The 23,493-nt window shown below is 66.7% G+C and carries 14 protein-coding genes; 7 read left to right on the forward strand and 7 right to left on the reverse strand.

Features of this window, described 5'->3' with window-relative positions:
- The first annotated feature begins 64 nt into the window (after positions 1-64).
- The 6 genes from CAG31_RS16990 to CAG31_RS17015 all read left to right on the forward strand — a co-directional run bounded on the left by CAG31_RS16990 (position 65) and on the right by CAG31_RS17015 (position 16,191).
- Positions 65-10,300: a non-ribosomal peptide synthetase gene (locus CAG31_RS16990; protein WP_085583171.1), complete on the forward strand. Its 10,236-nt coding sequence runs from the start codon at positions 65-67 to the stop codon at positions 10,298-10,300.
- A gap of 36 nt (positions 10,301-10,336) precedes the next feature.
- On the forward strand, positions 10,337-12,847 hold the full coding sequence (locus CAG31_RS16995; RefSeq protein ID WP_256575547.1) for a methyltransferase domain-containing protein: 2,511 nt from the start codon (positions 10,337-10,339) through the stop codon (positions 12,845-12,847).
- Between the two features lie 51 nt (positions 12,848-12,898).
- Entirely contained in the window at positions 12,899-13,105 is a 207-nt protein-coding gene (locus CAG31_RS17000; protein WP_085583173.1) for an MbtH family protein, read from the forward strand.
- A 102-nt stretch (positions 13,106-13,207) separates the two neighbouring features.
- Positions 13,208-14,491 carry an MFS transporter gene (locus CAG31_RS17005; RefSeq protein WP_085583175.1) on the forward strand — a complete coding sequence of 428 codons (1,284 nt, stop codon included), beginning with the start codon at positions 13,208-13,210 and terminating at the stop codon, positions 14,489-14,491.
- A 225-nt stretch (positions 14,492-14,716) separates the two neighbouring features.
- Positions 14,717-15,202 (forward strand): Lrp/AsnC family transcriptional regulator, encoded by a 486-nt coding sequence (locus CAG31_RS17010; protein WP_085583177.1) that lies wholly within the window; start codon positions 14,717-14,719, stop codon positions 15,200-15,202.
- A gap of 179 nt (positions 15,203-15,381) precedes the next feature.
- Complete coding sequence (locus CAG31_RS17015) at positions 15,382-16,191, forward strand: isocitrate lyase/phosphoenolpyruvate mutase family protein (RefSeq protein ID WP_085583179.1); 810 nt, start codon at positions 15,382-15,384, stop codon at positions 16,189-16,191.
- A 98-nt stretch (positions 16,192-16,289) separates the two neighbouring features.
- Here the strand turns inward: CAG31_RS17015 and CAG31_RS17020 are convergent, their stop codons facing one another.
- The 7 genes from CAG31_RS17020 to CAG31_RS17050 form a co-directional block, all read right to left on the reverse strand.
- Positions 16,290-16,745, reverse strand: a complete 456-nt coding sequence (locus tag CAG31_RS17020; protein ID WP_085583181.1) for a YeeE/YedE family protein — start codon at positions 16,743-16,745, stop codon at positions 16,290-16,292.
- Between the two features lies 1 nt (position 16,746).
- Entirely contained in the window at positions 16,747-17,172 is a 426-nt protein-coding gene (locus CAG31_RS17025; RefSeq protein WP_085583183.1) for a YeeE/YedE family protein, read from the reverse strand.
- 45 nt (positions 17,173-17,217) lie between these two features.
- Positions 17,218-18,411, reverse strand: coding sequence for a sodium:proton antiporter (locus CAG31_RS17030; RefSeq protein ID WP_085583185.1), 1,194 nt, complete (start codon positions 18,409-18,411; stop codon positions 17,218-17,220).
- A gap of 154 nt (positions 18,412-18,565) precedes the next feature.
- The gene (locus CAG31_RS17035) at positions 18,566-19,708 is read right to left on the reverse strand and encodes an ABC transporter permease (RefSeq protein ID WP_085583187.1); all 1,143 of its coding nucleotides are present in this window, start codon (positions 19,706-19,708) and stop codon (positions 18,566-18,568) included.
- The gene (locus CAG31_RS17040; RefSeq protein ID WP_085583189.1) at positions 19,705-21,168 is read right to left on the reverse strand and encodes an efflux transporter outer membrane subunit; all 1,464 of its coding nucleotides are present in this window, start codon (positions 21,166-21,168) and stop codon (positions 19,705-19,707) included. The genes CAG31_RS17035 and CAG31_RS17040 overlap by 4 nt, the downstream gene beginning before the upstream one ends.
- Complete coding sequence (locus CAG31_RS17045) at positions 21,165-22,055, reverse strand: biotin/lipoyl-binding protein (RefSeq protein WP_085583191.1); 891 nt, start codon at positions 22,053-22,055, stop codon at positions 21,165-21,167. Before CAG31_RS17045 ends, CAG31_RS17040 begins: the two co-directional genes overlap by 4 nt.
- The gene (locus CAG31_RS17050; RefSeq protein WP_085583193.1) at positions 22,052-22,771 is read right to left on the reverse strand and encodes an ABC transporter ATP-binding protein; all 720 of its coding nucleotides are present in this window, start codon (positions 22,769-22,771) and stop codon (positions 22,052-22,054) included. Before CAG31_RS17050 ends, CAG31_RS17045 begins: the two co-directional genes overlap by 4 nt.
- A 138-nt stretch (positions 22,772-22,909) precedes the next feature.
- Here CAG31_RS17050 and CAG31_RS17055 point away from each other — a divergent pair, with 138 nt between their 5' ends.
- Positions 22,910-23,470 (forward strand): phosphoribosyltransferase family protein, encoded by a 561-nt coding sequence (locus CAG31_RS17055; protein WP_085583195.1) that lies wholly within the window; start codon positions 22,910-22,912, stop codon positions 23,468-23,470.
- Positions 23,471-23,493 lie beyond the last annotated feature (23 nt).

The following is a 23,493-nucleotide window of genomic DNA, read 5'->3' on the forward strand; positions in this document are numbered from 1 at the left end:
AGGCCCGGAGGTGCCCCAGGCACCGCAAACGCCCTGCACAAGAAACCAGATGAGAGTGTGAGTCATGTCGTCAGATCAATTCAGTACCTCCTTCGCTCAACAGCGTCTGTGGTTTCTTGAGCAATATGAGCCGGGCACTGGCCTGTACAACATACCGGCGGCCTGCCGGATCGAGGGCCCGCTGCGCCTCGACGCGCTCGAACACAGCCTCAACGCGGTCATCGCACGCCACGAGGCATTGCGCACCCGCTTTGACGTGGCCGACGACCTGCCGGTGCAGGTCATCGAGCACCACGCACCGGTGCGGATCGAGTGCATCGACCTGCAAGCGTTGCATGACCGGCACCTAACACTGCAGCAGTACATCGATGAAGAAGCGGCCAAGCCCTTCGATCTGGCCCAGGCCCCGCTGATCCGCGCCAGCGCGATCAGGGTCGGCCCCCACGAGCACATCCTGCTGCTGACCCTGCACCACATCGTCTCCGACGGGTGGTCCATGACGCTGCTGCTCAACGAGTTGAGCGCGCTCTACAACGCCCGGCTGCGCGGCGACGATCCCGTCCTGCCGGAACTTGAGGTGCACTACGCCGACTACGCCCACTGGCAACGGGACTGGCTGCAGGGCGAAACCCTCCAGGCCCAGCTCGACTACTGGGCGAGCCGGCTCGAAGGAGCGCCGGGCGTGCTGGAGCTGCCGAGCGACCGCCCTCGCCCGCCTCGCCTGGACCACGCCGGCGAGCGGGTGCATTTCGAGTTGCCCCGCGACCTGACGGAGCGCCTCCAGCAGCTCAGCCAGCGCCACCAGGCGACCCTGTTCGCCACGCTGCTCTGTGCGTTCAACAGCCTGCTGTTCCGCGTGAGCAACCAAGCCGACATCAGCGTCGGTTATCCGGTCGCCAACCGTAACGACGCGCAGACTCAGGCGCTGATCGGTTTCTTCGTCAACACCCTGGTGTTCCGCAGCCAGGTCGGTGCCGGACAACCCTTCGCCGACTACCTGAAACAGGCCCAATCGCGCCTGCTCGATGCCGACGAGCATCAGGAAGTGCCGTTCGAGCGGCTGGTGGAAGCCTTGTGCCCTACCCGCGAACTCAACCACTCACCGCTGTTCCAGGTGATGTTCTCCTTCTTCAACCAAGACGTCGCCCAGGCGCTGACGCTCGACGCCACCACCGCGAGCGTGCTGCCCCAGAACAGCCGCTTCGCCAAGTTCGACCTGTCGCTGGAAATGCACATGCGCGACGGCGTGCTGGGCGGCTTCTTCGAGTACCGCACCGCGCTGTACGACCGGGACAGCATCGAGCGTCTGAGCAGCTACCTGCACGTCTTGCTGGCGTCCATCGTCGCCGACCCGGGCCGCCCCATCGGCGACCTGGAGCTGCTGCCGCCGGCGGAGCGCCTGTTCCGGCTGGCGCCCCAGCCCGACGCCGGATTCGCCCTGTCGGCCGAGCGCTGCGTACACGACCTGTTCCTCGATCAGGCACGGCTGACACCCGACGCCACGGCCATCGTCTGCGCCGGGCAGCACGTGAGCTATCGCCAGCTCGAACAGCAGGCCCAAGCCATCGCCGCGCACCTGCTGGAGCTGGGCGCCGGGCCGGACAGCTGCGTGGCCGTTTGCCTGGACCGCTCCGTCGGCATGGTGGCGGCCTTGCTCGGCACCTGGATGGCCGGGGCCGCCTATGTCCCCATGGATCCTGCCTACCCGCACGCCCGCCTGCTGCACATGCTCCAGGACTCGCAGGCGCCGATCTTGCTGACCGAGCGCCAGCACGCCGAAGCCTTCGCCGGGCACGCGTCCGCCGTCGTGACCCTGGAGGACCTCGATCCGAACCGGGCCGCCGTCGTCACCCGTCCTCCCGTCGCGGCCCTGAACACCGCTTACGTGATCTACACCTCGGGCTCCACCGGCCTGCCCAAAGGCGTTCAGGTGCCCCATCGCGCGGTGGTCAATTTCCTCCGCTCGATGACGGCGAAGCCCGGCATCGGCGCAACGGATCGCTTGCTGGCGGTGACCTCCATTTCATTCGATATCAGTGTCCTGGAGCTGTTCTTGCCGCTGGTGAGCGGCGCCAGCATCGTTCTGGCCGAGCGCGAGGCGGCGGCGGACGGGCATGCGCTGATCAAGCTGGCGATGGCCCATGACGCGACGGTCATCCAGGCCACGCCCTCGACCTACTGGCTGATGCTCGAAGCCGGTTGGCCGAGCACGCTCAAGCTCAAGGCCCTGTGCGGCGGCGAGGCCCTGGCGCCGGAGCTGGCGGACAAACTGCTGCAACGCACCGAGTCGCTGTGGAACATGTACGGGCCGACCGAAACCACCATCTGGTCGGCCGTCGGCCGGGTGACCTCGACCCACTGCCCGATCGGCGAACCGATCGCCAACACGGTGCTGCGGATCCTCGATGAAAGCGGCCACCTGTGCGCCATCGGCAGCCCGGGCGAACTGCACATCGGTGGCGAAGGGGTCAGCCGCGGCTACCTGAACCGCGCCGAACTGACCGCCCAGAAGTTCGTCCCCGATCCGTACGCCAGCGAGCCGGGCGCACGGCTGTACAAGACCGGCGACCTGGTTCGCTGGCTGGCCAACGGTGACATCGAGTTCCTCGGACGGATCGACAACCAGGTCAAGGTGCGCGGGTTCCGCATCGAGCTGGGGGAAATCGAGCAGCAGCTGGATCGCCACCCCGCGGTGCTCCAGGCCGTGGTCGCCGTTCGGGAGGACGTGCCCGGCGAGCGGCAGATCGTGGCCTACCTGCGCCTTGCCGAGGGCCACACGCTGGATCCGGCGATCATGCGCCAGCACCTGGGGCTGGCCTTGCCCGGCTACATGATCCCCAACCATTTCGTGGCGCTCGAACAGCTGCCGTTGACCCCCAACGGCAAGATCGACCGCAAGCGCCTCCCCGCACCGGAGCCGACCGCCCGGACGGCAGCGGGCCAGCCGCCCTCCACGCCCCTGGAAAAGGCCATCGCCGACATCTGGCAACAGGTCCTCAAGCGGCAGGACATCGCCGTCACCGACAACTTCTTCGAACTGGGCGGGCACTCGCTGCTCGCGACCCAGGTCATCTCCCGGATGCGCAAGCACCTGAAGATCGACATCCCGGTCCGCAGCCTGTTCGAAACGCCGACCATCGCCCAACTGGTCGACAACCTCGACGCGCAGGCGGGCCGAGAGAGCCCGCCGATCCTCGCCTACACGCTGCCGCAGACGCTGCAGCCGTTGTCCTTCGCCCAGGAACGCCTGTTCTTCCTCAGCCATTTCGAACCTGACAGCGCGGCCTACAACATCGCGCTGGCCCTGGAGCTGAACGGCCCGCTGGACGCAGCGGTGCTGCAGCGCTGTCTGGATACGCTCATCCAGCGTCACGCCAGCCTGCGCACCACGTTCATCCTCGACGAGAACGGCAAGGCCCAGGCGCAGGTCCATCCGGCCGCTTCCGCCGCGCTGGCCTGCCTCGATCTGCGCCAGCACGGGCAACCGCTCGAAGAGGCCCGCCGCCTGGCGGAGGCCGAGGCCCGGCAACTGTTCGCGCTCGAACAAGGGCCGTTGCTGCGCACCACCCTGCTGCAGCTCGGCGAGCAACGGCATGCCTTGCTGTTCACCTTGCACCACATCGTCGGTGACGGCTGGTCCATCGCCCTGCTGGCCCGGGAAGTCATGGCCCTGTACCGGGCCTTCGCCCAAGGCCAGCCATCCCCGCTGCCGGCGCTGGAGATCCAGTACAGCGACTACGCCTTCTGGCAGCGTCAATGGCAGGCCCCCATCGAGTTCGAACCCCAGACCGCCTTCTGGCGCGAGCACCTGGCCAACGCCCCCACCACCCTGGAGCTGCCCACCGACCGCGTGCGGCCGGCGATCCAGACCTACCGCGGGCACGTGATCCAGCGGTCGCTGGACGCGCAAGTGTCCGGACAGATCGATGCCTTGGGCCAGCGCCACGGCGCCACGCCGTTCATGACCCTGCTGGCCCTGTTCAACCTGCTGCTGGCCCGCTACAGCGGCCAGCACGACATCGTCGTCGGCACCCCGATCGCCAACCGCACCCGGGCCGAGGTCGAGCCGCTGATCGGCCTGTTCGTCAACACCCTGGCCCTGCGCACCCGGCTGGAAGGCAACCCAAGCTTCAGCGCGTTGCTTGAGCAAGTCCGCCAGACCACCCTCGGCGCCTACGCCAACCAGGACGTGCCGTTCGAGAAAGTCGTCGAGGCCCTGGAACTGCCACGGGACATGAGCCGTTCGCCGTTGTTCCAGGTGATGTTCGTGCTGCAGAACGCGCCGACCGAGGCGTTCACGTTGCCGGGCCTTGAGATCGCGCAGCTGGCGGTCGAGGCGACCACCGCCAAGTTCGACCTGACCCTGGAGCTGACGCCGTCGGACCAGGGCTACCGCATGCGCTGGGAATACAACTGCGACCTCTTCGACGCCGCGACCGTGGAACGCATGGCCAGCCACTTCGAGACCCTGGCCCGTTCGGCCGTGGCGGCGCCAGACCAGCCGCTGCGGCGGATCGCGATGATCACCGAGACGGACAAACAGCAGCTGCTCCACGGCTGGAACGCGACGCAGCAGGCTTTCCGTCCGCTGCCGGTGCACAGTCTGTTCACGGAAATGGCCGAGCGTTGCGCCGACCTGCCGGCGGCGGTCTTCGGCGACGAATCACTGAGCTACCGCCAACTGGAAGCGCGCTCCAACCAGTTCGCCCGCTACCTGCAACGCGCCGGTGTCACGCCTGACACCCTGGTGGGCATCTGCCTGGAGCGCTCGCTGCACGTACCGGTCGCGATTCTCGGCATCCTCAAGGCCGGTGCGGTGTGCGTGCCCATGGACCCAAGCTATCCGACCGAGCGCCTGCGCTTCATGGCCCAGGATGCCCGGGCCGACCTCATCGTCACCCTCACCAGCCTGCGCCACCGCGTCGAGGGCTGCTGCGAAACCCTGGTCTGCATGGACCGCTGCGACGACGCCTGGAACGAGTCGTCGGTCAACCCAAGCCAGCCGCAACACCTGCTGAGCTTGTGCTATGTGATCTACACCTCGGGCTCGACCGGCCAGCCCAAGGGCGCAGCATTGACCCACGAGATGCTGACCAACCTGGTGCAATGGCAACTCACCGAGTCGCAACTGGGCCAGGGCGACAACACGCTGCAATTCTCGCCCCTGAGTTTCGACGTCAGCTTCGACGAGTTCTTTTCCACCTGGGCCAGCGGCGGCACGCTGGTGATGGTCAGCGAAGAGACCCGCAAGGATCCGGTGCTGCTGCTCGAACTCATCGAGCGGCAACGCATTGCCCGGCTGTTCATCCCGTTCGTGGCCTTGCAAGGGATCGCCGACGCCGCCGCCGATCTCGATCAGTTGGCTTGCCTCCGGGAAATCGTCTGCGGCGGCGAGCAACTGCAGATCACCCAGGAAGTCGTCGAGCTGTTCCAGAAGCTGCCCGCCGCGTTGCTGCACAACCAGTACGGCCCCACCGAGTCGCATTTCGTCACCGGCTACCGCCTCACCGGCGACCCGACGCAGTGGCCGGCGCTGCCGCCGATCGGCAAACCGCTGTTCAACTCACAGATGTACGTGCTCGACGCCGACCTGGAGCCGGTGCCCGTGGGCGTGCGCGGCGACCTCTACATCGCCGGCATCCACCTGGCGCGCTGCTACTGGGAGCGCACGGACATCACCGCCGAACGCTTCATCCCCAACCCTCACAGCCCGGCGCCGGGGGCGCGGATGTACAAGACCGGCGACGTCGCACGCTATCTGCCGGACGGCAACATCGAGTACCTGGGACGCTCCGACCACCAGGTCAAGATCCGCGGTTTCCGCATCGAGCTGGCCGAAGTGGAACAGGCCCTGATGACCCTCGACGGCGTGGCCGCTGCGGCGGCCACGGTCAGGGAGGACCGTCCGGGCCTGAAGAAACTGGTGGGTTATCTGGTCGCCAAGGGTGGCGATACGCTGGACATCGCTGCGCTCCGGGAACAGCTCAAGCAACGCCTGCCGGACTACATGGTCCCCAGCGCCTTCGTCTGCCTCGACACCTTGCCGCTGACCCCCAGCGGCAAGGTCGACAAGCGTTCCTTGCCGCGTCCCCAGCACGAAGCGCTGGAAGACGACCACGTCGCCCCCCGCAATGACGGCGAGCGCCAACTGGCGCAGATCTGGGCCGATGTCCTGAACCTGCCGCGGGTCGGCGTCACCGATGACTTCTTCGCCCTCGGCGGACATTCGCTGCTGGCGACCCAAGTGGTGTCGCGCATCCGCCGGCAACTGCAAGTGGACCTGGCCCTGCGCACGCTGTTCGAGACCCCGACCATCGAACAACTGCTGCCGCGGCTGGGCCAAAGCCCGGCGGCCAACGGCCAGGCGATCCCCGCGGCCCATGCCGGCCCCGGTGCGAGGAGCGCGTCTTTCGCGCAGGAGCGCCTGTTCTTCCTGAACCGGCTCGAGCGCTCCAGCGCCGCCTACAACATCGCGCTGGCCCTGGAGCTCAACGGAGCGCTGGACCGAACGCTGCTGCAACGCTGCCTGACCGAGCTGACCGCGCGTCACGAACCGCTGCGCACCACCTTCGCCCTCGACAGCGACGGACAGGTGCTGGCGAAAGTTCATCCGGCCGGCCCGGCCGCGCTGACCTGCCTCGATCTGCGCCAGCACGGGCAACCGCTCGAAGAGGCCCGCCGCCTGGCCGAGGCCGAAGCCGGGCATCTGTTCTCTCTTGAGCTGGGCCCGTTGCTGCGCACCACCCTGCTGCAGCTCGGCGAGCAACGGCATGTCTTGCTGTTCACCCTGCATCACATCATCAGCGACGGCTGGTCCATCGCCGTGCTCAGCCGCGAGGTCATGGCGCTCTACCAAGGCTTCGCCCAGGGACAGCCGGCGTCCTTGCCGCCGCTGGAGATCCAGTACGCCGACTACGCCGCCTGGCAGCGCCAGTGGCAGGCGCCCCGCGTGTTCGCGGCGCAGGCGGACTATTGGCGCAAACAGCTGGCCCACGCCCCCGCCAGCCTTGACCTGCCGACCGACCGGCCGCGCCCGGCGATCCAGACCTACCGCGGGCACGCGCTCAGCCTGTCGCTGGGCCGTCAGCTGTCCGGGCAGATCGACGCCTTGGGCCAACGGCACGGCGCCACGCCGTTCATGACCCTGCTGGCCCTGTTCAACCTGCTGCTGGCCCGCTACAGCGGCCAGCACGACATCGTCGTCGGCACCCCGATCGCCAACCGCACCCGGGCCGAGGTCGAGCCGCTGATCGGCCTGTTCGTCAACACCCTGGCCTTGCGCACCCGGCTGGAAGGCAACCCGAGCTTCAGCGCGTTGCTCGATCAGATCCGCCAGACCACCCTCGGCGCCTACGCCAACCAGGACCTGCCGTTCGAGAAAGTCGTCGAGGCCCTGGAGCTGCCTCGGGACCTGAGCCGCCCGCCGTTGTTCCAGGTGCTGTTCGTGCTGCAGAACACCGTCCCGCAGGCCCTGCAACTGCCGGGTGTGGAAGTCGCACCGTTCGACATCGGGACGACCACCGCCAAGTTCGACCTGAGCCTGGAACTGACGCCCTCGGACCAGGGCTACCAGATGCGCTGGGAATACAACCGCGACCTGTTCGACGCCGCCAGCATCGAGCGCATGGCCAGCCATTTGATCAACCTGGCCTGCGCTGCGGTGGACGATCCGGAACAGCCAATCGCCAGCCTCCCGCTGCTGTCTGCGGCGCAAAGGCACGAGATGCTTGAGCAGTGGAACGCCACCGAGGTGGATTACGAGCCCGTGGCCGCGCTGCATCAGCTGTTCGAGCGCCAGGTCGAGCGCACGCCCGATGCCGTTGCGCTCACCTTCGAAACGCAATCGCTCAGCTACCGCCAGCTCAACGAGCGGGCCAACCAATTGGCCCGCTACCTGATCGACCAGGGCGTGAAGAACGATGACCTGGTCGCGGTGCACGCCCACAGAAGCCTGGAGATGACCATCGGCTTGCTGGGCATCCTGAAGGCGGGGGCCGCCTACTTGCCGCTCGACCCGGACTACCCCGACGAGCGGGTCGCCTACCTGCTGGCCGATGCGGCGCCGGTGATGGTCCTGACCCAACAGGCCTTGCAGGCGCGCGCACCGCTGCGTGCCTACCGGCAGGTGTGCCTGGACGCCGCGCGGCTGGCCGAGCTGCCGCGCAGCAATCCGCAGCGGACGGTCGATCCGTTGGGCCTGGCCTACTGCATCTATACCTCCGGTTCCACCGGCAAGCCGAAAGGTTCGCTGAACACCCATCAGGCGATCATCAACCGCATTCAGTGGATGCAGGCCCAATACCCGCTGGACGCTGCGGACAAGGTCCTGCAAAAGACGCCGTTCTCGTTCGATGTCTCGGTCTGGGAGTTCTTCTGGCCGCTGAGCGTCGGTGCCCGACTGCTGGTGGCCCGCCCCGATGGGCACAAAGACCCACGCTACCTCGAAGCGTTCATCGAACGGCATGGGATCACCACGGCGCACTTCGTGCCTTCGATGCTCAGTGCCTACATGGCGTATACCCAAGCCGGCCATTGCCGCACGCTGCGCCAGGTGTTCAGCAGCGGCGAGGCTTTGTCCACGGCGGTGCAGAATGACTTCTTCGCACGCTTTCCGGCGACCGCGCTGCACAACCTGTACGGGCCGACCGAGGCGGCGATCGACGTCACCTTCTGGCCATGCAGCCCCGACGAAAGCCGCCATGCCGTGCCGATCGGCCGGCCAGTGGCCAATACCCGCACCTATCTGCTCGATGCCCGTCTGCAACCGGTGCCCGTCGGCGTGACCGGCGACCTGTACATCGCCGGCGTGCAGCTCTCGCGCGGCTACCTCAACCGGCCGGAACTGACCGCTGAGCGATTCATTCCCGACCCCTACGGCGCGCCGGGCAGCCGCATGTACCTGACCGGCGACAAGGCCCGTTACCTTGCCAGCGGCGACATCGAGTACCTGGGCCGCAACGACCAGCAGATCAAGCTGCGCGGCATGCGTATAGAGCTGGGCGAAATCGAAATGCAGCTGTGCGCGCACCCGCTCGTCAGCCAGGCCGTGGTCGGCGTGCAAACCCAGGGCGGCGACGCTTGCGGCCTCACCGCCCACCTGGTGTGCGTCGCCGGCGCGCAGCCGAGCGCCGCCGAACTGCGGGACTTCCTGTCCCGCACCCTGCCCGGCCACATGGCGGACATGAGCTTCAGCTTCGTTGAGCGACTGCCGCTGCTGCACAACGGCAAAGTCGACCGGCAAGCACTGTCCGCCCTGGCGGGCACGCCCCGGCAGAGCGAGCCGTCGACGCAAGCGCCGGCCACGGCACTGGAAAAGAGCGTGGCCCACATCTGGAAGTCGACCCTCAAGCTCGACGCGATCGGCCTGAACGACAACTTCTTCGAGAAAGGCGGTCATTCGCTGCTGGCCATGAAGATGGTCGATCAGGTCAACCGGGAACTCGGCCTCGCGGCCGAGGTGCGACAGGTGTTCGAGTCGGCGGACCTGGGAGCCTTTGTGCGCAAGATCAGCCAGGGCGATGCCGAACGCAGCTCGACACGCATGCAGCTTAAGGAAGGCGGGAGCAAGCACCTGTTCCTGGTGCATGCCGTGGGCGGAACCGTGTCGCCCTACATCCGGCTGGCGCACCTGTTGCCCGACGACTTCACCGTCCATGCGTTCCAGTCCGCCGGGCTCGAAGAAGGCACCTCGCCCGGCGACAGCATCGAAGCGCTGGCCACGGCCTACATCGAGCAGATGCGCCGGGTGCAGCCGACCGGGCCGTACTACTTGGGCGGCTGGTCGATGGGCGGTGTGATCGCCTTCGAAATGGCGCGCCAGCTCGAAATGCACGACCAGCCCGTGCGCCGGTTGCTGCTGATCGACGCGCCTGCCCCGGGCCTGGCGTCGCCGGCCCAGGCGTGGCCGCTGGGCGCCTACCTGGTGGATCTGGCCCGTTCGCTGTCGATGGACCTGCCGTTCTCGGCCGAGCGCCTGAGCCAGCTCATGGCGCAACCGGACCGGGACGCGGCGACCGTCGCGGCGGCCCGCCGCACCGGCCTGATCCCGGACAGCCTGGACGACGCCCAACTGGAGCGGCGCCTGGCGGTCTTCGCGGCCAACCAACAGGCGCTGTCCACGTATGCCCCCCGGAACGGGGTCAACAGCCCCGTGAACCTGCTGCACACCCAGGACAACGCGGCCAGCGAGACGCATTGGCGCCGATGGTGCGGACAGTCGTTCGCCGGCCAGGCGCTGCAGGCCGACCACTACAGCATTCTCGAAGCCGCCACCCCCTGCATCTACAAGCTGCTCGGATAAAAAAAATGATCAAGATCGGTTCGATAAGGAGTGTCCATGACCAACTTCAACAATGATGCCTATCTCCAGGCAAAAGCAGCCGAGCCACAGCAGCCTTGCGACCTGCGTGCAAACCCGGCCCACTCGGGCGGCCTGTTCATGGAGGCGCCTCACAGCGAGCTCTGGAGCCGCAATTTCGGCGCGCCCGTCACCGGCCTCTGCCTCACGGCGGATGCCGCGTGGCTTGCCGTCGCCTGCCGCAACCGCACCCTCACGGTGCTGACCCGCGATTGCCGACCGTGCTGGTCGCAGCAGTTCGCGGATGAGCTCACGTGCCTGGCGATCAGCTCCACGCCTTGCGTCGCGGCGGGTACGCAACGGGCGGCAGACGGCAGCGGTACGGTCAGCCTCTTCGATGCCGACGGCCAAGCGCTGTTCAGCGTCCCCCTGGCGTCGGCGCCCTACGACATCAGCCTCTCGGCCGACGGCGAACGACTGGTCGTCCTCTGCCAAGACCAGACCCAGCACATCGTCACCCGCAGCGGCAGCGGCAGCGGCTACGAGCTGCGGCAAGCCGACGCCCGCCACCTTGAGCCGGCCGCTGCATCGGCGGCTTCGAGCCACAGCGCCAGCCTGCTGAAGGTCAAGGAGCGCCTGCTCAGCGTGCTGGACCGAGACGCCGGGATCGTGGCGCTGCACGAGCTGCCGCGCATGGCGGTCAAATGCGCGGTCTCCCACACTGGCCGCGCCGGCATCGTCGCCCTGGAAGACGGCTCGGCCCTGCTGCTTGAGGGCGACGGCCTGCGGCAGTGCAAAGCCACCGCCGTGGTGGCCGCGCCGGGCATCTGCAGCGTCGCGATCTCTGCGGGCGGCACAGCCGTCATCGGTTCGCCCGACGGCACCCTTCGCCTGCTCGATCGCCAAGGCAAGCCGCTCTGGGCCTGCAAGGCGGGCGGTGAGGTCTGGGCCGCCGGCATTTCGCAAGACGGCTCGATCGTCGTGTCAGGCTGCACCGACGGCACGGTCAAGCTGCTGGTCAACCATGCCCACGACAGCCACAACCAGCACATCGGCCTGCTGCAACTGAACGCAGAACAACTGGCCGACGAGGCCGAACAGCGCGACGCGGCCGAAGCGCTGCTCGCCCAGCTCGGGCAAACGGGGCTGATCGAATATGCCGTGGACTGGCTGAACGGCGGATCGCTGCGACTGAGCCAGGCAGACCGGGAGGCACTGGCGATCAAACTGCTGGCCGAGGATGTGCGGCTGTTCCCCAGCCACTGCACCAGCCATTTCCTGTTGGCGCAGGCCTACCAGCAGCGTCAGGAATGGCACCAGGCGGCGCGGCACTTCACTTGGGCGGGCCAGGACGACCGGATGAAGCTCAAGAGCTTCACCCAGGCCGGCGAGAGCTTCCTCATGGCCGGTCATCACTTCGCGGCGAAATCGGCCTTCCGACGCGCCCGCGAACTGACCGTCAGCGAAGAGGCCAAGAAAACCCTCTACACCCTGGGGCGTATCCATCAGGAGCAGGGCTCCTTCGCCGAGGCCCAGAAATACTACGAAGTGGTGTTTACCCTCTGCCCCGACTACCTCGATACCGACACCCGACTGCAGCAGCTCAGCCGCCAGGCCGCGCAACCTGACAGCCTGCGCAGCGACGACAAGGACTGGTACGCCAGCCTGATCCTGGGGCTGCTCGACCCCGCCGCGCAACGCGGTTTCGCCCCGGGCACCGCACGGGCCACCCAACTGGCGGGCGTGGCCGAACAGCGCGGGCGGCTGCTCTCGGTGATCGATGGGTTCGCGCTGGACAAAGCCGACAAGGCCGCCGATGCCGCACTGGACTACGACGTGGCGGCCTACATGCGCTACGACTGCTCCGTGCCCGAGGACGAAGCCAAGAAATCCCTTGAGCTGGTCAACATGCTCGATTGCCTCAAGCATTACGGCCCGTTCCGCAAAAGCCTGGACATCGGCGCCGCAACCGGCCGCTACCCGACCCTGCTGGCCCAACAAGGCATCCAGGCATTCGGCGTCGACCTGGAACCGAGGGCCGTCGAGTATGCCCGGCAAAAAACCGGCGGCGCGCTCAATCCGGACTTCCGTCAGGGCGACGCCAGGGCGCTGCCGTTCGAAAGCACTCAGTTCGACCTCATCACCTGCATGATGGGCACGGCAGCGCACTTCCCGAGGCAGGACTTCTCCAAGGTCATGTCCGAAATCCATCGCTGCCTGGTGCCGGGCGGGTTCTGCGTGATCTCGACCTGGGACATCGAATGCCCGCACCTGACCTACCTCTCGATCTACTCCCACGAGCAGAAGGAACTGATGCGACAGAACGCCCTCAGCCGTGGCGAGGCCAGTGAGATCGCCCGGGCGCAGGGCTTCGCGGTCGAGGAGATCCGTCCGCTGGGGCTGCTCCCCGAATCGCTGGGCTACGAACTCGACCTGCAGCAGGACGGGCCTGCCCGGATCCGCAACCTGCTGGACATGGATCTTGCGCTGAAGGCCAAATTCCCGAGCCTGCACGGCCAGATGTACATGTTGATCATCCGCAAGACCTAAGCCTGGCCGATCGCAAAACACTAGCCTTCAACTTTTCAAGGACGTTCAACCATGACCACCGAAGAACAAGACACCGGCCTCTATCTCGTCGTGATCAACGACGAAGAGCAGTACTCCCTCTGGGCGGCCGAGCGCCCCCTGCCCGGCGGCTGGCACGCGACAGGGCAACAGGGCGACCGTTCGCAGTGCCTGGCCTACATCAAGGACACCTGGACCGACATGCGGCCGCTCAGCCTGCGCCAGCGCCTGCAACCCTAGCGCCGGACAAGGCTCGGGCTCACCCGGGCGGCGCCTTGTGCGTCGTCCGGGCGGGCGAGAGCCACCGGCTGGCGCCGCTTCTCTCTCTAAAGGAATAGCCTGATGTCTGTACGCAGTCGCTTCTCCAACAAGGCACCGGTCTCGCACGAGCGTGCCTCTCTATTGCTGTTGCTCATTGCCTTCGTCGATGCTTCCGGGCGTGGCCTCTTCCTCGCCGGCGCCACGTTCTTCTATACCCAGGTGGTCGGCCTGAGCACCGTCCAGGTGGGCATCGGCCTGGCCCTGGCGGGGCTTTGCGGGCTTGTCTGCACGGTGCCCATCGGCCGGATCGCCGACCGCTTCGGCGCTGCCCGGGTGCTGGCGGTGCTGCAGGTCTGGCGCATGCTGGGCTTCCTGATCTACCCGTTCGTCAACGACTTCTACGCGTTCCTGCTCATCGCCTGCTTCATCGGCTGCGTGGAACAGGCGGTGTGGCCGATCATCCAGACCCTGGTGGGGGCGGCGGTCAAGTCCGATGCCTACGTCAAGACCATGTCCAAGGTGGCCATCGTCAGGAACGTCGCCTACATGCTCGCCGCAGGCGTGTTCGCCATCGTCGTCGGCGTCGCCAGCAGCGCCAACGCCGTGATCGGCCTGCTGATCGCCAATGCGCTGGCGTTCCTCATCTCGGCCGTGCTCCTGGTGGTGGCCAAATTGCCTCAGGCGGCTGCCCGGGAACAGGTCGACAGCGCGCCGGCGGCCGCCGCTGCGCATCCGCTGAAAAACCTCAACTTCCTCTCGCTGTCGCTGTGCAACGGCATCCTTTCGCTGCACCAGGCCGTGATGACCATCGCCGTGCCTCTGTGGCTGCTGACCAAGACCCAGGCGCCCAAAGCCCTGATCGGCCTCATCCTGGTGGTCAACGGCATCATGGCCATCACCCTGCAACTGGCGTTCAGCAAACGCGGCAACGAAGTGGTGCACGCCGCGCGCAAGCACCTCTACGCCGGGATCACCTTGGCGCTCTCCTGCGCCATGGTCGCCATGACCACGGCCGATCAGTCGCCCTACCTCGCGGCAGGGATTCTTCTGTTGGGTTGCGTGGTGATGACCTTCGGCGAACTGTGGCAATGCGCGGGCGCCTGGGGGATTTCCTATTACCTGGCGCCGGCCGAGAACCGGGCCTACTACCTGAGCGTGTATGCCTTGGGGGCGAACCTGATGACCGTGGTCTTCCCCGCGATCTTGCCGATCGCCGTGGTGGAACGCGGAGCTGCCGGATGGATCGGGCTGGGGGTCGTGTTTGCGATTGCCGGCATCGCCACGCCCCTCCTCGCCCGCGCCGCCAGCCGCCAGCGCGCAGGAACCCGTGGCGATGACCTGCAGGCCCAAGGCGCGGAGGCCTGACACACGACGCTGACCAACCGACCATTAAAGGACGCACTATCCAAACAGCTCATTAGTTGACCGGTTGTTTTGGCGCCATATGTAACCATCCCGTGACATTCAATATAAGCCACGGGAAGGACGGCCGTGCCCATTTCAAAATGTTGCGCACCCTATCCGTTGCTGGCACCATGGCAAAGTTATAAGGACTGCACTTGCTCATGGCACGCCAGAAAGGACTCTGATTTGAAAAAGAACTCTACGGTGCTCGATGCGATCGATCTGAAGATCCTGAACATCATGCAGACCGACTGCCTGACCACCACTTCAAAACTCGCGGAAGTTCTTTCCATGAGTGAAACGCCTTGCTGGCGCAGGCTCAAACGCCTTGAGGAAGAAGGCTTCATCCAGGGTTACCAGGCCATCCTGAACAAAGAGGCCCTGGGCTTCGAAGTCACCGCCTTCGTTCATCTCTCCGTCGATACACATACCGAAGACGTCACCCGAAAACTGGAAGAAAAGATTACTTCCTGCCCGGAAGTCGTCGCTCTTTACAATGTGACTGGGGACTATGACTTCTTGATAAAGATCGTCTGCAAAAGTATTTCCCTGTACACCGAGTTCATTGAAAAGACACTTCGCAAGATCCCCTGCATTACTCAAATCAAGACTTCCATCACACTTCGGGAGGTCTATGATTCCCGGCTGTTGCCTTTATCGGCACGTACATAACTTGCACACGCCACTGCTACGAACGCATACACGCCCAGGCGATCGCCCTGGCGACGACCCAGGCGCGGGCGAATCCCGTAACGATTGGCTACAGTGCATCTTCCGATGCCGCGAACGCACGGTCGCGGTCTGACCTCAGCAGTGATCCATCAACAGGATGTTCAAAGGAGCAGGATTTCATGGCAGCACTGGATACCGTTTTTCATGATCTTCATCGGCAAGGCCTGCTGATGCTCGCCAACGTGGGCGATGCCGGCGGCGCGCGCCTCGTCGAGCGCCTGGGCAGCAAGGCCGTGGCCACCAGCAGCGCAGCGATGGCCTGGTCCCATGGCTACCAGGACGGCAACAAACTCCCGCTGGAATTGCTGCGCTCCACCATCGCCTCGATGACCCGGGTGCTCAGCGTTCCCCTGACCGTGGACATCGAAGGGGGCTATTCGGATGAACCCGAACAAGTCGCCAACGTCATCGACGCCGTCCTCGCCGCCGGTGCGGTCGGGGTCAACATCGAAGACGGCGTGGGCTCCCCCGACCTGCTCATCCGCAAGGTCGACGCCGCCAAGAAAGTCGCCGACCGGCACGGGGTCAACCTGTTCGTGAACGTGCGCTGCGACGTCTACCTGAAGAACCTGCTGCCCGCCGAGCAGCGCCTGGAAGAACTGCTCAAGCGCGCCGCGCTGTATGCCAACGCAGGTGCAGACGGGCTGTTCGCCGCCGGCGTGGTCGAACCTCATGAAATCGCTGCGGTGTGCCGGGAATCGAAATTGCCGGTCAACCTGCTGTGGCGCGCTGGCCTGGCCGCTCCCGATGAACTGCAACGCCTCGGCGTCAGGCGCCTGAGCGCCGGCTCAGCCATCGCCGAGTTCCTGTATGGCGCCATGGGCGGGTTGGCCAGCAGCTTCCTGGAGCACGGGCATCTGGACACCCATGCCTTGAAGGCCCACACCTATGGCGAACTGAATTCGCTGATGGCTCCCCGGGCGCAGTGATCCAGTCCGGCTCGCTGACGCCGGCACAAGCCAAGGACATCGCCGGCAGCGAGCTGCCGGCCTACGTCACCGTGTTGTTCAATGCCGGCGAACGCGCTTCATGACGGGATGTGCCCGCTGCCTTTCGCGGCCCTGTTGCGCGAACGCAGCGCTTCGATGCCGCTGAAGAGCAACATGCCGCCGAGCATCGCGGCCACGAACAGCCAGGCCTGCCAATCCCCACCCGGCAGCAGCACCAGCGCCGGCCCCGGACAGAGGCCGGCCAGCCCCCACCCCACGCCGAACGTCAGGCTGCCGACGACGAGACGGCGGTCGATGTCGCGCCGGTCAGGCAAGTGCATCTTGGCGCCCAGCAAGGCCACCGGATGGCGACGCGCCCAGGCCATGGGCAACGCCGCCGCCCCGATGGCCCCGACCATCACCAGCGCCAGCGACGGATCCCATTCTCCGGCAAGGTCGAGAAAGCCCAGCACCTTGGCGGGGTTCGCCATGCCGGCCAGCAACAGGCCCACGCCGAACAGCACGCCTGCGAAAAAACCGATGATCCGGGTCATGTCATCCTCCTTGCATCAGATGCCGGGCAACGAAGACGGTGATGAACCCCGCCGCCATGAAGCACAGCACCGCCACCGCCGAGCGCGGTGACAGCCGGGACAGGCCGCACACGCCATGACCGCTGGTGCAGCCGCTGCCATAGCGCGTACCCACGCCCACCAGCAGGCCCGCCGCCACAAGCGTCAAGGCGCCTGCGCCGAAACGGGCCGGCGGCACCGGCGCAAACAGCTGCCAGAACAGCGGCGCGGCGATCAGTCCGAGCAGGAAAGCGCCCTTGTCTCCCCGCCCCTCCCCGCCGCGCTGCAACAGCGAGCCGAGCAACCCGCTGATGCCGGCGATCCGACCGTTCGCAGCCACGAACAACCCGGCCGCCAACCCGATCATCACGCCTCCCGCCAATGCCGACCACGGCGTAAAAGCAGACATCGCAACCTCCTCCCCTCTATACAGAAAAACGGATGCGCCTGCGCCTCAGGGCTCGGCCCTGCGGCTCAGCCGGCCCACCCAGGCCCATGCGCTCACGCCGTGCAATATAACGCTGAGCACGACGCAGGCAATGGTGGCGGAAATGAGCGTGTCGCGCTCCTGTAACGGCACATCCAGCACTAATACCGCGAAGACAATGGAGGCCAGGCCCCGCGGCCCGAACCAACCGATGAACAAACGGCTCTGCGTCGCCAGGGCACTGCCCGCCAGGCTGACCCAGACGGGCAGCATCCGCACCAGCGACAGGCTCAACAAGGCGTAGAGCCACACGGAAGGCGACAGGATCTGCGTGGCCTTGGGCGCCACATAGGCGCCGAACACCACCCAGGTGATCAACGAAAGCGCCTCGCCGAGGGACTCACCAGCCTGCAGCAACGCGTGGGTTTCCCGCCTGAACAGGCAGCCGGTCAGCAGCCCCGCGCAGAACGCGGCGATGAACCCGCTGCCGCCCAATGCCTGGGCGCAGGCGAAGCTCAACAACGCCAGGCCCGGCATCACCAGTTGCTGCCATGAAGCGATCGGCGCGATATCGCGGCGCGCCCAGCGCAGCACGCCCCCCGACACCAACGCCAGGCCGACGCCGGTCAGCAGGCCGATCCCCAGCTCTTCCAGAAAGAGGTGCCCGGCCAACGTGAAAGGCAACGCGGTGTGCTTTTCCGCCACCAGCGCCATCAACAGGAGCATCAACGGCACGCAGATGCCGTCGTTCAGGCCGCTCTCGACGTTCAGGCTTTCCCGGATATCCGCCGGCACGGCGGGGTTGCTCACCACGGCCTTGCCGAGGGCGGCGTCCGTGGGCGCCAAGAGGGTCGACAGCAGGGCCATCTCCAGCCATGGCATCGCCGGGAACAGCCACCGGGCGACCAGCCAGCCGGCGATCAGGGTCAGGGGCAAACCGATCAGCAGCAGACGCAACGGCAAGTTGCGGTGCAGGCGCAACTGGGCAAGGTCGGCATTGGCGGCATCGGTGAACAGCACGATGGCCAGGGTCAGCTCAGCCAACTGCCGCAGGTCGTGACGATCCATCGCCAGGTTGAGCAGACCCAGCCCGGCAGGGCCGGCGGCGACACCGGCCAAGAGGAACAAAAGCGGCCCGTTGACGGGTTTGGCCTCAAGCGAACCGGCGAAGGCCGCATACAGCACCAGCAATGCGCTCAACACGGCCAGGTTCTGGTACATGGCAACGCTCCTTGATCGCAACGTCTGTGCCTGACGCTATCACCGGGGCCGCGGCGCGGCGAGGCGAAACCCGGCAGAAGTTATCTCAGGTCAAGGAATCGTCGAATAAACCGCTGCGCCCTTTGCGCGCCGACCGTCGGCCGCAACCGGGCGCTCAGGAACGGAAGATCTCGAAAGGCTCGACCCGCAGCACCTTGCCGATGCCCAGGTAGCTGGACACCCCGGCGATCAGCAGCACCAGGCCGAACGCCAGGCCCAGGTTCCAGAACGTGATGATCGCCGCATAGTTGGGCAAGTACGTTCGCCCCAGCGCAATCACCACGGTGACCAGGCCCACCCCCAGGCCATAACCGGTCAAGGCCGTGGAGAGCGCCATGTACAGGATCATCAGGAGCAGGTCCCGGGGGTTCGCCCCGATCGCCTTGAGCGCCGCGAACTTGTCCAGGTTCTCGAGGATGAAGCTGTAGAAGATTTGCCCTGAAATGGATAACCCGACCAGGAAGCTGATGGTCGTCATCAACAATATGTTGGTGCCGACCCCGGTCTGGTAGATGTAGAAGTCTGCGATGCGTTGGTTGAACTGCGCCCGGGTCAGCGCCACATAGCCCAGCCGGGCGACGCTTTCCTGAATGCGCGCCACCGCCTGCTCGTCCCTGGGCTTGACCAGGATGTAGGAGATCTTGAACCGGGCGGTCGGCACGTATTCGATCGCCCGCCGATAGGTGGTGTAGAGGGTCGGCACGCCGATCAGCCCGCCGGTCAGCACCTTGGCGATGCCGACCACGGTGCCGCGGTGGTCGTTGAGCTCGAAGTCGGTGCCGATGCCAGGGCTTCCGAGCTTTGCGTATTCGGCGTCATGCACGATGACAAAGCCGTTCTCGGCGTAGAGCGCCTCGATGGCGCCCTGCTCCAGGTCCGGGCGGCCGTACAGGCTGGTGTCGTCGAGGCCTACGACGCTGACGATCTGATAGGTGCCGTCGGCCAGGCGGGCCTGGGCATTGCCGACGAACAGCGGGACGGCATAGTCCACCTGATCCAGGCTGCGCACGGCGTCCAGCAGGTAGTCCGGTAGCGCAATGACCGCGGTGGGCGTGTTCACCGCCGGATCGATCACCCACATGGGCGCGCCGATATTGGTGACCGTCGAGTAGGCCCGGGTCAGGATGCCGGCGAACATCGCCGTCATCTGCATCATCAGGAAAACCGAAAAGGTCAGGCCCACCAGCAAGGCGGAGAACTTCGCCCGGTCGCTGACCAGCAGCTTGAACCCGATGCGCAGTATCCCGGTGTACTTCATGGCTTCTCCTTGCCGGCCTGCGCCGCCGGGCCGTTCCACCCGCCACCGCCCAGCGCCACGAACAGCGCCGCTGTCGCCTGGCGGCGCTGGGCCGTCGCCTCCAGCAACGCGATGTCAGCCTGTTGCAGCTGCACATCGGCCACCAGCACATCGATGTAGGGCACCAGCCCCGCCCGGTAACTGACCTGCAGCGCCTGCAACGCAGCGTCGGCCGCCTGCGCCGCCTCGCTGCGCTTCTGCAAGGCCAGCGCATCGAGCCGCAACGCGTCGAGCAGGTCCGCCACCTGCGAGAACGCGCTCAGCACCACTTGCCGATAGGCCGCGTCCGCCTGCCGGTAAGCCTCCAGCGCCGCCTTGCGTTCGAACCACAACCGCCCGCCTTGGAACAACGGTATGTCGACGGTGGGCCCGATGGACCAGAAGCGTCCCGAAAACAAGGAACCGAGCGAAGTACCGCCGGTGCCGTAGCTGCCCGTCAGTTCGATGCCGGGAAACAGGGCGGCGGTGGCGACCCCGATGGCGGCGCTGGCCTGATGCAGCTGCGCTTCGGCCATGCGGATGTCCGGGCGCTGGCGAACCAGCTGCGAAGGCAGGCTCACCGGCAGGTCGTGCGGCAGGCGCAAGCTGTCCAGGGGGATGTCGGGCAACGTCAGCTGGTTCGGCGCCGCGCCCGCCAGGCTCGCCAGCAAGTGCCCCGACTCGATGAACCGGAGGCGGACATCGGCCAGTTGCGCCTCGTTGGTCGCGATCAGGCTTCGCAGGCCCGCCTGCGCCGAGTCCGCCAGGGTGCCGCCGCGCACTTGCGCATCGGCGACGCTCAACTGCTGTTGCAGCAAGCCGATCAGCCGCTCCGTTGCCTGCACTTGCGCCCCGTAGGCGGCGCGGGCGATCGCCGTGTTGACCACATTGCCCGTCAGCGCCAGGTACGCCGCCTGCAAGCGGAAGGTCTGCAGATCGGCCTGCGCCTGCAGCCCTTCGACCGCCCGCCGCTGCCCTCCGGCCACGTCGAGCACATAACGGACGGTCGCCCCCAGCGTCACGACGCTGAAGACCGAATCCGCCACCGCCAGCCCCGGCTGCTCGGCGCTGCCGCGTTGCCGGCGGCCGGCAAGGCTGGCGCCGACCTGCGGGTAGTAGACGCCCTGCCCGGCCTGCAGCAGGTCGTGGCTCTGGCGCAGGCTGGCCTGCGCCGCCTCCAGGGTCGGGTTGCGCTCGATGGCCTGGCGGACGAGGCCGTCGAGCGGCGGCGAACCGAACAGCGTCCACCAGTTCCACGCCAGGTCGCCGCCTGCGACGAACCGTTGGCCCTGCCCCTGCACCGTCTGCGGGTCGGCGAGGGTGCCCTGCCAGTAAGGCTGCCGCTCGGGGGCCTGGGGCGGCGTGAAGTCGGGCCCCACCGTGCAGGCGGCCAGCAGCGACAGCCCGCAGAGGATCGCGTACCGCAGGCCCAGGGTGCTCATGGCCTCTTCCGGCTGATGAACACGTCCACCAACTGGCCGGGATAGATGGTCGGCAGCCCTTTGCTTTCGAACCGGAACAGCACCGGCAGCACCCTCAGGTCCACCCGTTCCTGCCGCTGGTTGGACAGTTCGATCTTCGGAGTGACATAGGGCTGTATCCGCCAGAACTGCAACGGCACCCTGGTCTGGGTGCCGCGGATCGCCATTTGCGCCTCCATCTGGTCGGCCGGCGGCAACTTGTCGATCAGGATCTCGTCGACGTAACAGCGGACCACCAGGCGCTCCTGGCCGCCGGTCATGACCACCAGCGGCGTGAACCCCTGCGTGTGCAGGCTGTAGACCCCTTGCGGCGACACGTAGCTGCCCACGGCCCCGTTGAGGGTCACCACCGTTCCCTCGGCCGGCGCCTTGATCACGTAACGCGCCAGTTCGGCCGCCGATGCCTTGAGCGCCGCCCGGGCCTGCGCCGCCTGGTTCTTCGCCGTGTCCAGGGCGTCCACGCTGATCGACCGAGCATCCATGCGGTAGGCCGCCAGCCGCTTGGCGTATTGATCGGCGGCGACCGCCAGGTTGGCCTCGGCCAATTCGAGGTTCGCCCGCGGCACCGCGTCATCGAGCGCCACCAACGGCGTCCCGAGGCTCACGGGCTGTCCTTCGTGCACCAGGATCCGCGTCACGGGCGCCGCGACTTGGGGAAAGATCACGATGTCGCTGCCCCCGGCCTGTTCACTCTCGACGATGCCGTTGGCGTAAATGGCCGCCCGCTCGCTGCTGGTCGGCGGGAAGACCGGGGGCAGCGGCTCGGGCGTGCGGCCGAACAGGTAGGCCGCGCCCAACCCGGCCAGCGCCCCCAGGAGCGCGACCGCCTGCAGCCATGGGCTTTTCATGGCATCGTCCGGTCGCGCTCGATGACCCGGCCGTCTTCCATATGCACGACGCGGTCGGCGAACATTTCGATGCGGGCATCGTGGGTGACGATCAGCACACAGCAGTGCGCCGTGAGGATCTGCTGCCTGACGAACGCGATGACCATTTTGCCGGTGTCGCCGTCGAGGGACGCGGTCGGCTCGTCCAGGATCAGCAGGCTCGGGCTGCCGACGATGGCCCGGGCGATGGCGACCCGCTGCTGCTCGCCGCCCGACAACTTGGCCGGAATGAGGTCGGCGCGGCCTTCCAGCCCGACCACCGCCAGGCATTGCCGGGCCGCCGCCAGCGCATCGTTCCAGGGCCGGTGCCGCAGGATCAGCGGAATCGCGACGTTCTCGGCGCAGGTCAGCCGCGTGAAGAGGTGGTAGTCCTGGAACACGAACCCGAAATGCGCCAGGCGCACCTGCGCCAAACGCTCGCCGTCGAGGCTCCAGATGTCCTGGCCGTTGATGGCGACGGTGCCGGCGTCGGGCCGCAGGATGCCGGACAGCATGCTCAACAGCGTGGTCTTGCCGCTGCCCGAGGGGCCCACCAGATAGACCATCTCGCCGAACCGCGCGGTGAAGTCGACATCGTCCACGGCCTTGACCCGCGCGGCGCCCTCCCCGAACCCTTTGCTCAGTCCGCGTGCGGCGATGGCGACCACGGCGTTGCGATCGACCGACAGGTTGCTCATGGGCCCTCCCGCGCAAGACCTGTGACGCAGCCATCAAGGTAGGCCGGCGGGATCCGCCAGGTTTGACCTGGATCAGGTCCGCCCAAGGCAGGCCGGATAAGTTCAGGGCGAATACCGTCACGCCCCGGCAGGTGACCCATGAGCCTCTCCGTTCCCTCAAGGCTTCGTCTGTACGATGAAGAAGACCTCGACCGCATCCTGCGTGAAATGGCCTGCCAGGCCCTGGCCCGGATGCCCGCGTCGCGGATGGCGCTGATCGGCATACAGCGGCGCGGCGAACCCCTGGCCCGGCGTCTGCAGGCTCACTTGCAGTCAATGGCCGGCGGGCCGCCGTTGCCGCTCTACCCGGTCAAGGTCAAACGTTACGCGGATGACCTCAGCGTGCTGCATGCCCAGGCGCAGCTCACGGAGAACCCCGAACTGGCCCGGCTGAACCTGGCCGAGACGTCCTTGCTGGTGGTCGACGACGTGCTCTACGAGGGACACTCGCTGCTGCGCACCTGCGCCTACCTCGCCGGGCTGGGCGCACGGCATGTGCTCAGCGCCGTGCTCGTGGACCGCCATGTGTGCCGCCAGCCCGTGCACGCGGACATCGTCGGCATCCACCTGCAGGTCGCCGCGAAAGACATCGTCGAGTGCCACGTCCCGCCCTACGAGGCAGACTTCTGCGTGGAGGTGGTGCGCCACGGCCGACCTTGACAAATATCAAGGCCCGCCGGGCC

The organism is Pseudomonas sp. R25(2017) (genome assembly GCF_002112565.1).
Lineage (GTDB): Bacteria > Pseudomonadota > Gammaproteobacteria > Pseudomonadales > Pseudomonadaceae > Aquipseudomonas > Aquipseudomonas ekonensis.

What these genes read in the sequence shown, in the direction of transcription:
- CAG31_RS17000 (WP_085583173.1), top strand. Translation starts at nt 12,899, where the DNA reads ATGACCACCGAAGAACAAGACACCGGCCTCTATCTCGTCGTGATCAAC.
- CAG31_RS17020 (WP_085583181.1), bottom strand. Translation starts at nt 16,745, where the DNA reads ATGACCCGGATCATCGGTTTTTTCGCAGGCGTGCTGTTCGGCGTGGGC.
- CAG31_RS17015 (WP_085583179.1), top strand. Translation starts at nt 15,382, where the DNA reads ATGGCAGCACTGGATACCGTTTTTCATGATCTTCATCGGCAAGGCCTG.
- CAG31_RS17050 (WP_085583193.1), bottom strand. Translation starts at nt 22,771, where the DNA reads ATGAGCAACCTGTCGGTCGATCGCAACGCCGTGGTCGCCATCGCCGCA.
- CAG31_RS17055 (WP_085583195.1), top strand. Translation starts at nt 22,910, where the DNA reads ATGAGCCTCTCCGTTCCCTCAAGGCTTCGTCTGTACGATGAAGAAGAC.
- CAG31_RS17025 (WP_085583183.1), bottom strand. Translation starts at nt 17,172, where the DNA reads ATGTCTGCTTTTACGCCGTGGTCGGCATTGGCGGGAGGCGTGATGATC.
- CAG31_RS17035 (WP_085583187.1), bottom strand. Translation starts at nt 19,708, where the DNA reads ATGAAGTACACCGGGATACTGCGCATCGGGTTCAAGCTGCTGGTCAGC.
- CAG31_RS17045 (WP_085583191.1), bottom strand. Translation starts at nt 22,055, where the DNA reads ATGAAAAGCCCATGGCTGCAGGCGGTCGCGCTCCTGGGGGCGCTGGCC.
- CAG31_RS17030 (WP_085583185.1), bottom strand. Translation starts at nt 18,411, where the DNA reads ATGTACCAGAACCTGGCCGTGTTGAGCGCATTGCTGGTGCTGTATGCG.
- CAG31_RS16995 (WP_256575547.1), top strand. Translation starts at nt 10,337, where the DNA reads ATGACCAACTTCAACAATGATGCCTATCTCCAGGCAAAAGCAGCCGAG.
- CAG31_RS16990 (WP_085583171.1), top strand. Translation starts at nt 65, where the DNA reads ATGTCGTCAGATCAATTCAGTACCTCCTTCGCTCAACAGCGTCTGTGG.
- CAG31_RS17005 (WP_085583175.1), top strand. Translation starts at nt 13,208, where the DNA reads ATGTCTGTACGCAGTCGCTTCTCCAACAAGGCACCGGTCTCGCACGAG.
- CAG31_RS17040 (WP_085583189.1), bottom strand. Translation starts at nt 21,168, where the DNA reads ATGAGCACCCTGGGCCTGCGGTACGCGATCCTCTGCGGGCTGTCGCTG.